At 62.5% G+C, this 10,647-nt stretch carries 12 protein-coding genes and 1 tRNA gene; 6 read left to right on the top strand and 7 right to left on the bottom strand.

The genetic code is table 11. The features are described from left to right. The 4 genes from ATN38_RS23800 to ATN38_RS23785 all read right to left on the bottom strand — a co-directional run. Nucleotides 1-331 (bottom strand): aldehyde dehydrogenase family protein (locus ATN38_RS23800; RefSeq protein ID WP_218748773.1); only part of this gene is annotated, 331 nt, incomplete at its 3' end. A 126-nt stretch (nt 332-457) separates the two neighbouring features. Then, on the bottom strand, nt 458-1,243 hold the full coding sequence (locus ATN38_RS23795; protein ID WP_007732381.1) for an MBL fold metallo-hydrolase: 786 nt from the start codon (nt 1,241-1,243) through the stop codon (nt 458-460). Further along, a complete protein-coding gene (locus ATN38_RS23790; RefSeq protein WP_003943508.1) occupies nt 1,243-1,713 on the bottom strand; it encodes a RidA family protein in 471 nt (156 codons plus the stop codon). Before ATN38_RS23790 ends, ATN38_RS23795 begins: the two co-directional genes overlap by 1 nt. Nucleotides 1,714-1,718: 5 nt before the next feature. Beyond that, the gene (locus ATN38_RS23785; RefSeq protein WP_003943454.1) at nt 1,719-1,883 is read right to left on the bottom strand and encodes a hypothetical protein; all 165 of its coding nucleotides are present in this window, start codon (nt 1,881-1,883) and stop codon (nt 1,719-1,721) included. 53 nt (nt 1,884-1,936) lie between these two features. On the opposite strand from ATN38_RS23785, the gene ATN38_RS23780 reads away from it, so the two are divergent. Together ATN38_RS23780 and ATN38_RS23775 are read left to right on the top strand one after the other, a co-directional pair. Then, a complete protein-coding gene (locus ATN38_RS23780) occupies nt 1,937-2,950 on the top strand; it encodes an ArsA-related P-loop ATPase (protein WP_037130910.1) in 1,014 nt (337 codons plus the stop codon). Further along, complete coding sequence (locus ATN38_RS23775) at nt 2,950-4,128, top strand: ArsA family ATPase (protein ID WP_007732380.1); 1,179 nt, start codon at nt 2,950-2,952, stop codon at nt 4,126-4,128. The genes ATN38_RS23780 and ATN38_RS23775 overlap by 1 nt, the downstream gene beginning before the upstream one ends. Nucleotides 4,129-4,146: 18 nt before the next feature. On the opposite strand, the gene ATN38_RS23770 is transcribed toward ATN38_RS23775, so the two are convergent. Continuing rightward, nucleotides 4,147-4,470: a WhiB family transcriptional regulator gene (locus tag ATN38_RS23770; protein ID WP_007732375.1), complete on the bottom strand. Its 324-nt coding sequence runs from the start codon at nt 4,468-4,470 to the stop codon at nt 4,147-4,149. A gap of 291 nt (nt 4,471-4,761) precedes the next feature. Between ATN38_RS23770 and ATN38_RS23765 the strand changes: the two genes are divergently transcribed. Next, nucleotides 4,762-7,131 carry a transglycosylase domain-containing protein gene (locus ATN38_RS23765; RefSeq protein ID WP_003943525.1) on the top strand — a complete coding sequence of 790 codons (2,370 nt, stop codon included), beginning with the start codon at nt 4,762-4,764 and terminating at the stop codon, nt 7,129-7,131. Nucleotides 7,132-7,226: 95 nt separating this feature from the next. Here the strand turns inward: ATN38_RS23765 and ATN38_RS23760 are convergent, their stop codons facing one another. After that, nucleotides 7,227-7,703: a GatB/YqeY domain-containing protein gene (locus ATN38_RS23760; protein ID WP_003943491.1), complete on the bottom strand. Its 477-nt coding sequence runs from the start codon at nt 7,701-7,703 to the stop codon at nt 7,227-7,229. 132 nt (nt 7,704-7,835) lie between these two features. On the opposite strand from ATN38_RS23760, the gene ATN38_RS23755 reads away from it, so the two are divergent. The 3 genes from ATN38_RS23755 to ATN38_RS23745 all read left to right on the top strand — a co-directional run bounded on the left by ATN38_RS23755 (nt 7,836) and on the right by ATN38_RS23745 (nt 9,330). Further along, a complete protein-coding gene (locus tag ATN38_RS23755) occupies nt 7,836-8,804 on the top strand; it encodes a metallophosphoesterase (RefSeq protein WP_003943461.1) in 969 nt (322 codons plus the stop codon). A 54-nt stretch (nt 8,805-8,858) separates the two neighbouring features. Then, nucleotides 8,859-8,932, top strand: a tRNA-Pro gene (locus ATN38_RS23750). 74 nt (nt 8,933-9,006) lie between these two features. Beyond that, entirely contained in the window at nt 9,007-9,330 is a 324-nt protein-coding gene (locus tag ATN38_RS23745; protein ID WP_003943496.1) for a hypothetical protein, read from the top strand. Here the strand turns inward: ATN38_RS23745 and ATN38_RS23740 are convergent. Next, nucleotides 9,293-10,624 carry a wax ester/triacylglycerol synthase domain-containing protein gene (locus tag ATN38_RS23740; protein WP_218679768.1) on the bottom strand — a complete coding sequence of 444 codons (1,332 nt, stop codon included), beginning with the start codon at nt 10,622-10,624 and terminating at the stop codon, nt 9,293-9,295. The genes ATN38_RS23745 and ATN38_RS23740 overlap by 38 nt on opposite strands. Nucleotides 10,625-10,647 lie beyond the last annotated feature (23 nt).

Here is a 10,647-nt window from a genome sequence, read left to right as displayed (position 1 = left end):
GCGCGACGTCGAGTTCGCGTGCCTGCGTGATCGGCTTGCCGGTGTCCGCCATTTCCGCGGCGACAAATTCCTCGAATCGCTCCTCGATCCGGTCGGCGGCGCGTCGCAGCAGAGCCGTCCGCTCTCGAACCGGCGTATCGGCCCAACCGTTGTCCAGAGCGCGTCTGGCCGAGGTCACGGCCCGATCGACCAGGGCCTTGTCGGCCTCATGGACCTTGGCAAGAACACGGCCCGTTGCTGGGTCGACCTGATCGAAGCTCGACGACTCGTCGGGTTCGACATAGGAGCCGTCCACGTAATTGCGGATCCATCCGTCGCATTGTGAGGTCATGGACTAACTATTGGCCCGTGACCCATATCAAACAAATGCAAAAACTGCCGCCAGCTATACCTCGATCGGCATAGATGGCGGCAGTTCGGCCACACAACTCAGCTCTTCGTGTCGGCGCCGAGCGCCTCAGCGTCGCAGATACGCCAACTGCACGTTGACGGATTTCTCCGCGACCGGCCACAGCTTCGGGTCGACGTCGGAGTAGACGTGCTCGACTACGTCGCGCACCGAGGCCGACTCGCCCAACGTCGACAGAGCAGCCCGCACCTGATCCAGACGCTCCTCGCGGTGGGCGAGGTACTGCTGCGAAATCGCCTGCAGATCGGGTAGGTCCGGACCGTGCCCGGGAAGAACCGTCAGTCCTTCGCCGAGTGCGGCCAGCGATCGCAGCGAGGTGAGGTAGTCCCCCAGATCGCCGTCGGAGTCGTCGAGAACTGCCGTGCCGCGGCCGAGAATGGTGTCGCCCGTCAGCACGCTCGCATCGTTCTCGATGACTATCGACACCGAATCCGCGGTATGGCCCGGCGTCGCGAGGATCCGCAACTTCAGGCCCGCTACCTCGATCACTTCACCGTCGACAAGCGCCGAAGCGCCCCCGCGAAGAAAAGTAGGGTCGACGGAACGCACTGGAGCCGAAGTCAATTCGTGGAAACGGTCCACCCCGCCGGTGTGGTCGTAGTGCCGGTGCGTGATCAAGGTCAGCGCTACCGGACCGATACCAGCGACACGTTGCAGGTGTTCCTCGTCGTTGTCGCCTGGATCGACGACAACACACTCGACGCTGCCCGGAGCATGCAGAATCCAAGTGTTCGTACCGTCCAGCGTCATCATGCCCGGGTTGTTCTCGAGCAAGACCGAAGCGATGTCGGTGACGCGGCGTAGCTGCGCGTAGGCGGGATGGACCGTCGACATCAGCGAACTTCGACGATCAGTTCCACCTCGACGGGTGAGCCGAGGGGAAGTTCTGCCACGCCGACTGCCGAACGGGCGTGGATACCGGCGTCGCCGAGCACCTCGCCGAGGAACTCGGATGCGCCGTTGATCACGCCGGGCTGGCCGGTGAATCCTTCGGCGGATGCCACGAAGCCGACAACCTTGACGACGCGAACGACGTTGTCGATGCCGACCAGGGCGTCGATGGCAGCAAGAGCGTTGAGCGCGCAGGTGCGAGCCGCGGCCTTGGCGTCCTCATCCGACACGCCCGCGCCGAGCTTGCCGGTCAGCGCCAGTTTTCCGTCGACGAACGGGAGCTGACCCGACGTGTACACGTGGTTGCCGCTGCGAACCGCGGGAACGTAAGCAGCGACGGGTGCCGCGACGGCGGGAAGTGCAATGCCCAGTTCGGCGAGACGCTCCGACCAGGTCTGTGTTGCCTCTGCCATGTGATTCAGCCCTTCGGACGCTTCATGTACGCGACGTGCTGCTCGCCCGACGCGCTCGGCAGGACGGCGACGAGTTCCCAGCCGTCGACACCCCAGTTGTCGAGAATTGCCTTCGGATTGTGGACCAGCAACGGAGTCACGGTGTATTCCCAGGAAGTTATTTCGCTCATGCGGTGAGCCTATCCCGCGTACATCTTCGGCCCCAGACTTATAGGCTCGCGGTGTGGTTGCATCCCAAGATGAGCTGAGCAGGACCTGGCCCGAGTCTGCGACGAAGGCCCGCCTGCACTTTGTGTCAGGTAAAGGCGGAACCGGTAAGTCCACGGTTGCCGCCGCGTTGGCGCTCGCGTTGGCCGAAGGCGGCAAGCGCGTTCTCCTCGTGGAGGTCGAGGGCCGCCAGGGAATCGCGCAGCTCTTCGACGTACCACCGCTTCCACCGCAGGAGACCAAGGTCGCGGCCGCCGAAGGTGGCGGTGAAGTGATGGCTCTGGCCGTCGACATCGAGACCGCGTTCCTCGAATACCTCGAAATGTTCTACAACCTCGGCTTCGCCGGCCGGGCGATGCGTAAGTTCGGCGCCATCGAATTCGCCACCACAATCGCTCCAGGCCTTCGCGACGTTCTGCTCACCGGCAAGATCAAGGAGTGCGTCATCCGCACCGATCGAACCGGCAAACGCGTGTACGACGCCGTTGTCGTCGATGCTCCCCCGACCGGGCGGATCGGCAGCTTCCTCGACGTCACCAAGGCGATGGCCGACCTCGCCAAGGGCGGCCCGGTGCATTCGCAGAGTGAAGGCGTCGTTCGGCTGCTGCACTCGCCGGAGACCGTCGTACATCTTGTTGCGCTTCTCGAAGCGCTGCCCGTTCAGGAAACCGCCGACGCCGCCGCAGAACTGGCGCGTGACGACCTCAACCTCGGTGCCATCATCGTCAACCGCGCCAGCCCGAGGTTCTTGCCCGAAGACCAACTCTCCGGTGCTGCAGCCGGCAACATCGATGCAGCTTCGATCCGGTCGACGCTCTCCGATGTCGGCATCGATCTGTCCGACGACGACTTCGCCGGCCTGCTCACCGAGACGATCGAGCACGCGTCGGTGCTCGAAGCTCAAGAATCCAGTGCGGAGAAGCTCCGCGAGATCGACGGCGCGCGGGTGCAACTTCCCGCACTCGCCGACGGCGTCGATCTCGGTGGGCTCTACGAGCTGGCCGAATACCTCACGGAACAGGGCGTGTGATGACCGAGACCACCGAGAACGTGACGGTCGGCAGTTCCAGGACCGGCCGACGCGCAGCTCCTGCCCTCGATATTTCGGCGATCATCAAGGACCCGACGGCCCGGATCGTGGTGTGTTGCGGCGCAGGTGGCGTCGGCAAGACCACGACGGCTGCGTCGCTGGCGTTGCGGGCAGCCGAAGAGGGCCGACGCGTAGTCGTCCTCACCATCGATCCGGCCCGTCGCCTCGCACAGGCCTTGGGTGTGGCCGAACTCGACAACACTCCGCAGCCGGTGAAGCTGGGTCCCGAGGCCACGGGCGAACTCCACGCGATGATGCTGAACATGCGTCGGACTTTCGACGAGATGGTCATCGAGCATTCGAGCCCTGAGAAGGCCGAGCAGATCCTGGCGAATCCCTTTTACCAAACCGTTGCCACATCGTTCTCCGGAACGCAGGAGTACATGGCGATGGAGAAGTTGGGGCAGCTGGCGTCGAACGACGCGTGGGATCTGGTGATCGTCGATACCCCGCCGTCGCGCAATGCGCTCGACTTCCTCGACGCTCCACAGAGGCTCGGAACATTCCTCGACGGACGGATGATCCGGCTGCTCTCGGCACCCGGCCGTGGCCTGACCAGGCTCGTGGCCGGCGCGATGGGATTGGCCCTGAAGGGTGTCTCGACCATCGTGGGAAGCCAAATGCTTTCGGATGCATCGGCATTCGTGCAGTCGCTCGACTCGATGTTCGGCGGTTTCCGTGAACGCGCCACGAAGACCTACGAGTTGCTGCGTCAGCCGGGGACTCATTTCCTGGTGATCGCAGCGGCCGAGCCCGACGCTCTCCGTGAGGCGGCGTTCTTCGTCGATCGCCTTGCGGGTGACTCGATGCCGTTGGCCGGTCTGGTTCTCAACCGCACTCACCCGACGTTGACGGCTCTGCCTGCCGATCATGCGGTGACCGCCGCCGACAAACTGGAAGCGAAGGAAAATGCGACCGAGGCCGAGGCCCTCACCGCAGCCGTTCTCCGCATCCATGCCCATCGGGCAGTGATCGCGAAGCGAGAAATCGCCTTGCTGAGTCGATTCACCGCAGCTCACCCGAGGGTGCCGCTGATCGGTGTTCCGTCGCTACCGTTCGAGGTCTCGGACCTCGAGGCGCTGCGCGCGGTGGGAGATCAGCTCACTCGTAAGGGCTGATCCCCCGATCGACCTGGATCAGACTGCTGAGTGATGCTGGCGCTGGTCTTCGAAGAACTCGGACCAGGAGTCGACGTCGGGGTGCTGCTTGAGCAGTGCACGGCGCTGACGTTCGGTCATTCCGCCCCACACACCGAACTCGACACGGTTGTCGAGAGCATCTGCTCCGCACTGCATGAGGACCGGGCAGTGACGGCAGATGGTGGCTGCCTTGCGCTGTGCGGCGCCACGAACAAAAAGTTGGTCGGGATCGACCTCGCGGCATCGCGCCTGAGTTACCCAGGCAATTCGTGCCTCGGCCTGCTCGATGTCCAAACGGCTACTCGGGGTGGCTGTGTACATTCTGGGTCCCCTCTACAAAGTCTGACCGTCGCCATGAGGCGAGCAGCGCACCATCTCAGCCGTCTCGCGGTAGCACGTGAAAGCTGAGACACATTCGTGATCGAGTGTTACGTCGATCACACTGATCACAATTTAGGTAAAGAACGCCCCTAACGCAAGACGGTCGGGAGCATTTTTTGGTACGGCAGTACAAAGCGCGTGTTCAGGAGGTTTTGAACACCCGCAAAACACTGAAACCGGTTCCAATGGGTGGGCACACGTACTCTGTAGATCGTGTCGATTGCAAAAACAGTGGCGAAGCTCGCCGGAAGCTCCGCATTGGCGGGTGTCCTGGTCGCAGGGGTGATGTTCCCGGTGGCCGGCGGATTCGGATTCGCGTCCAATCGCGCTGCCGATACCGTCGACAACGTCTCGGCCGAACTGGTCGAAGGCACGGTCCCCGCGGTGTCCACCATGGTCGATGCGGCAGGCAATCCCATTGCCTGGCTGTACGACCAACGACGCTTCGAAGTCCCGAGCGAGAAGATCTCCAACAACATGAAGTTGGCGATCGTCTCCATCGAGGACCGCCGGTTCCCCGACCACAAGGGCGTCGACTGGCAGGGAACGCTGCGCGCCTTCCTCACCAACACGACGACCGGTGAAGTGCAGCAGGGCGCGTCGACACTCGATCAGCAGTATGTGAAGAACTACCAACTGTTGGTCGTGGCCAAGACGGATGCCGAGCGCCGCGCTGCCATCGAGACCACCCCGGCCCGAAAGATCCGCGAGATCCGGATGGCGCTGACGCTGGACAAGGAACTCACGAAAGACGAGATCCTCACCCGGTACCTCAACCTCGTACCTTTCGGCAACGGATCCTTCGGCATTCAGGACGCGGCTCAGACCTACTTTGGCGTCGACGCCGCAGATCTGACCGTTCCGCAGTCCGCGATGCTGGCCGGCATGGTTCAGTCCAGCTCCGCGCTGAACCCGTACACGAACGTCGAGGGCGTGACCGAGCGTCGTAACACCGTGCTCGACACCATGATCACGAACATTCCGGATCGTGCCGACGAGTTCCGTGCAGCCAAGGAAGAGCCCCTCGGCGTCCTCGAAACCCCCAACAACTTGCCGCGCGGCTGCATCGCTGCAGGCGATCGCGGATTCTTCTGTGATTACGCACTGAAGTACCTCTCGGATGCCGGAATCACCCGCGACCAGATCAACGAGGGTGGTTACCTCATCAAGACCACTCTCGATCCGCAGGTCCAGGCGTCCACCAAGGCCGGACTGAACGCGAACGCGAGCGCCAACCTCGACGGCATCGCGAACGTGATGAACGTGATCAGGCCGGGCCAGGATTCACACAAGGTCATCGCGATGGCCAGCAGTCGCACGTACGGACTCAATGCCGACGCCGACGAAACCGTCCAGGCGCAGCCGTACTCCCTTGCCGGTGACGGTGCGGGTTCCGTCTTCAAGATCTTCACGACCGCTGCGGCGATGGAGAAGGGCCTCGGCATCAACGCGACCCTCGACGTGCCCAAGCGCTTCGAAGCCAAGGGCATGGGTAGCGGTGGTGCGGCAGGCTGCCCGGTCTCGACGTACTGCGTGGAGAACGCCGGTAACTATCCGCCGACGCTGTCCGTGACCGACGCCCTGGCACAGTCCCCAAACACCGCTTTCGTCAAGCTCATCGAGGCGACCGGCGTCACGCCGACCGTCGACATGGCTGTCCGTCTCGGCATGCGCTCGTACGCCGATCCCAACACCTCGGGCTTCGACGAGCGCAGCATGGCCGACTTCCAGAAGGAACAAAACCTCGGTTCGTTCACCCTCGGCCCCACCTGGATCAACCCGCTCGAACTCTCCAACGTCGCGGCCACTCTCGCCTCGCACGGCAAGTGGTGCCCGCCGAGTCCCATCGATTCGGTCTTCGACCGCTACGGCAAGCCGGTGGCCGTCACCGAGCAGGGCTGTGAGCAGGTCGTCGAGCCCGGCTTGGCAGACACACTGGCCAACGCCATGAGCCGTGACGACGTCGGCGCCGGTACGTCTGCCGGTGCCGCGAGCAGCGCCGGATGGAGCCTGCCGATGTCGGGCAAGACGGGTACCACCGAGACCCACAAGTCCTCGGCGTTCCTCGGCTTCACCAACAACCTCGCTGCGGCCGTCTACATCTTCGGCGACTCCCCGACGCCCGGCGAGATCTGCTCGAGCCCGCTACGCCCCTGCTACAGCGGCAACCTGTACGGCGGTACCGAACCGGCGAGATCCTGGTTCGCGGCAATGAACCCGGTCGCCAACAACTTCGGGCCCACTTCGCTGCCCCCGATCGACGAGAAGTACGCACGGGGATCGCAGAACGGCCAGGTTCCCGAGGTTGTCGGCCTGAGCCAGTCGGCGGCGACGTCGAGGTTGCAGGCGTCCGGCTTCACGGTCAATTCCGTGACCACGGCGTCCGGAGCACGCGCGGGAACGGTCACCGGAGTTTCGCCGTCCGGGTCCGCGATCCCGGGTTCGACCGTCACGATCTACATCAGTGACGGGTCCGTAAGGGCTCCGGCAGCACCCGCATCCCCGGCAGCTCCAGCAGCTCCGGCACCGGGCGCGACTCCCCCGGATGCGACTCCGCCGGGAGGCGAACCCGCACCGCCTGCGGGGACCCCACCGAACTGACGGCCCTGAAAACTGACGGCTCTGAAAACAAGAACGGCCGCGATCTCCGAGTGACTCGGAGTTCGCGGCCGTTTTCGGTTTCCGGTGGCGCGCTACTACAGGCGGGACTTCACTGCTGCAGAGATACGGGCGCCATCGGCCTTGCCCTTGGCCAGCGCGCTGGCGGCCTTGATGACCTGGCCCATCTGACGCATACCCGGACGCTCACCGAGCTCCTCGGACACCTGAGCGAGGGCGGTGTCGACGACGTCGACGAGTTCGGCGTCGGTCAACGGCGTCGGCAGGTACTCGTCGATGATCTGAGCTTCGGCGCGCTCTTTCGCGGCAAGTTCACCGCGGCCGTTCTCGGTGTAGATCTCGGCCGATTCGCCGCGCTTCTTCGATTCCTTTGCAAGGACTTTGATGATTTCTTCGTCGGTGAGGACCCGTGCTTCCTTACCGGCCACCTCTTCGGTCTGGATGGCTGCCATGAGCATCCGAAGGGTGGCTGTACGTAGCGGATCCTTCGCCTTCATGGATGCAACCATGTCGGTTCGGAGGGTGGCTTTGAGCGATGGTGTCGTGTCGGACATGGTGGAAACGCTACGCGCTCGGCGTTTCGAGCGTGCCGATAGTTACCTCCGCCCGGACACAATTCTCTGTGGAATAGCTGTAAAAGGCAGCGAGAGCGACGCAGAAGAACGCCACACCCGTATCCTTGAGAGGTGTCTTCCCAGTTCCGCACCAATCTGACCCGCACCGCACTTGGTGCCGCGGGCGCCGCTGCACTAGGGATCGGGTACGCATCCGGCATCGAACGCAATGCATTTGCACTGCGTGAGGTGACGATGCCAGTCCTGGCGCCCGGTTCGTCGTCGCTGCGGGTCCTCCATCTCAGCGACCTGCACATGATGCCGAACCAACGGTTGAAACAGAATTGGTTGCGTGAGCTCGAAGGCCTCGACCCCGACCTCGTGGTCAACACCGGAGACAACTTGTCGCATCAGCGCAGCGTCCCGGCAGTGGTCCAGGCGCTCGGCGATCTGTTGGCTCGGCCGGGTCTGTTCGTCTTCGGCAGCAACGACTACTTCGCTCCGAAACCGAAGAATCCACTGAGCTACATCTTCAACAAGGACAAGCGCATCACCGGGGATCCCCTCCCCTGGGGCGATCTGCGGGCCGCGTTCACCGAACGTGGATGGCTGGACATGACCCACGTGCGCCGCGAACTCGAAGTGGCCGGTATTCGCATTGCTGCCGCCGGCGTCGACGATCCGCACCTGAAGCGCGATCGCTACGACACCGTCGCCGGAACACCCAATCCCGTCGCCCAGCTCAAGCTCGGCCTGACGCACTCACCCGAACCTCGAGTTCTCGACCGGTTCGCCGACGACGGCTACGACCTGGTGCTCGCCGGCCACACGCACGGTGGTCAGCTGTGCCTTCCGTTCTACGGCGCGCTGGTCACCAACTGCCAGATCGACCGATCCCGGGTCAAGGGACCGTCGAAGTGGGGCGCACACACCCAGCTGCACGTCTCAGCAGGCATCGGCACTTCGCCGTGGGCTCCGGCACGCTTCTGCTGCCGCCCCGAGGCAACTCTGCTGACTTTGGTTCCGGCGACCAGGCGCGAACCGGAGCATGTCTCCGCACACAGTTCCGCAGAGTCTCCAGCGTCGGTTCTACGCAACTGACCTGCGGATTTAATGTCAGTCGACTCGGTAATGTAAGCTAACCGAGGTTCGACACGGGGTGTGGCGCAGCTTGGTAGCGCGCTTCGTTCGGGACGAAGAGGTCGTGGGTTCAAATCCCGCCACCCCGACAGTGAAGAACAGAAATCGAGGCCCTTCCGCTTACGCGGGAGGGCCTCGATTTCGTTGACGATAAGGTGAAGCCGTGGCATCCGAACCAGACTTCGCGCACAACGACATGGCGAGCCGTAGCCGACGTGAGAAAGCTGTCGGTCTTGCCAAGTTCGCCTGGGATCGCGATATCAGTAGTGCAGAGTTGCTCGACATGCCCGACGATCGGCTGCGCAAGCTTGCGCGGGCGGCGGGCGCCAATCCGCCCAGCACGCGGGAGACCTGGACGATCGCGGCCGGACTGCTCGACGAGAAAGCTGTGTGGGCAGCCGCTAACCCTGACCGTCCCGAAGCTCGGCGTGAGCATCCGGACGAGAAGATCATGTGGGTGAAGAAGCCGATCGAGCCCTGGCTGTAGTACTTCGCTCCGCGAGGCATGCCTGAACCCGGGCCGCGTTCCTCTCGAGAACAGTCGCGTAGTCGTCGATGTCACCACTGTCCGGGGATCCGCTGAGCACCGAAATAGCGAGCACGTCACCCACCGAGTAGATACCGTGATTGAAGGGACTCCTCGGGGACGCGTATGGGAAAGACACGGTCGACAGGATCTTCGAGGTGCCGAGTGTCATGACAGCGGGACCACGGTTGACACTGCTCGCGACAGTTCCCAGTTTGGGCTCCGCGGACAATCCAGCTTTGATCGCAATTGCCGGAAGTTCGTATTGCAGTGCGCGTACGGCTCGGTATGCGTCGAGATATCCCGCTTTGGCCTGATTGTTGTTCTTGGTGATGGCGACAAGTCGCTCCTCGATATCTACTGTGCCCAACGCCAAGTCGATGTGATAGCAGCCCATGTGATTTTGTCCGCGCACTGCGGCACCCACGGGTGCCCCGGACATAACTTGCATCGACCGCGGACTCTTGTCACCGAAATATTCTTCCAAAGACAACGAGATCACGGTCTGGGCAATGGCAGTCACCGTAACTCCTGGCCATTCTTTCTTGATCTCTCGAATCAGTACCAAATCGAGCGCGACCGCTGTCGCCGAGCGCTCGCCGGTGAAGGTCACAGCGCCACCACCTGAATCCGGCGCGTCGTACTTCCGGGACTCCGGCAGAGCCCTTAATGCGCGGACATACTTACGCGGCGTTCCAATAATTCCCATGACGGACGACCACCACGGGTTCGGCGTTGTCAGTTGCGGAACAAAGTCGGGTAATTGCTTCGTCGAAAACAGATCGTGAACGATTTCGTTGTACATCCGTCCGTCCCCCAGAGCATGGGAGGCCTTGAGAATCACTACCGTTGCTTCCCCCTGCACTCCAGGCGCATCGCGAACACCTCGAATGACGTGCAGACGCCACAGACATTGGTAAGGATCTACAAACCGCGCCGCCAACTCGGCAGAGTATTCGAACACACCTTTCCACGTCGAAATTTCAACATTATCTTCGACATGGTCGTCAATATCGAACGGTTTGGAGTCAATCCAGTAGGGAAAATTCAACCCTCCAGGGACTCTGGTCAAAGTCCATCGCAATTGCGGGATCCTCGACGCACGCGCAGCAAGGAGTTCGAGCAGTTCTTTTCTATCGAGCGGTAGAGAGCTATCTGAATCGAACAGGAATATCGTTAGAACATCGGTAGAACGGTTTTCCACGTTGGCCGCAATCAATCCGAAATCTACCGAGGTCAGTTGCCTGGTGGGCATAAATCTCCAATCGAAATCTTGAA

The sequence above is a fragment of the Rhodococcus sp. FH8 genome (assembly GCF_019266085.1).
GTDB classification, from domain to species: Bacteria; Actinomycetota; Actinomycetes; order Mycobacteriales; family Mycobacteriaceae; genus Rhodococcus_F; species Rhodococcus_F qingshengii.
Note: the sequence above shows the minus strand (reverse complement) of the source record. Positions and strands in the feature narration are given on the sequence as shown.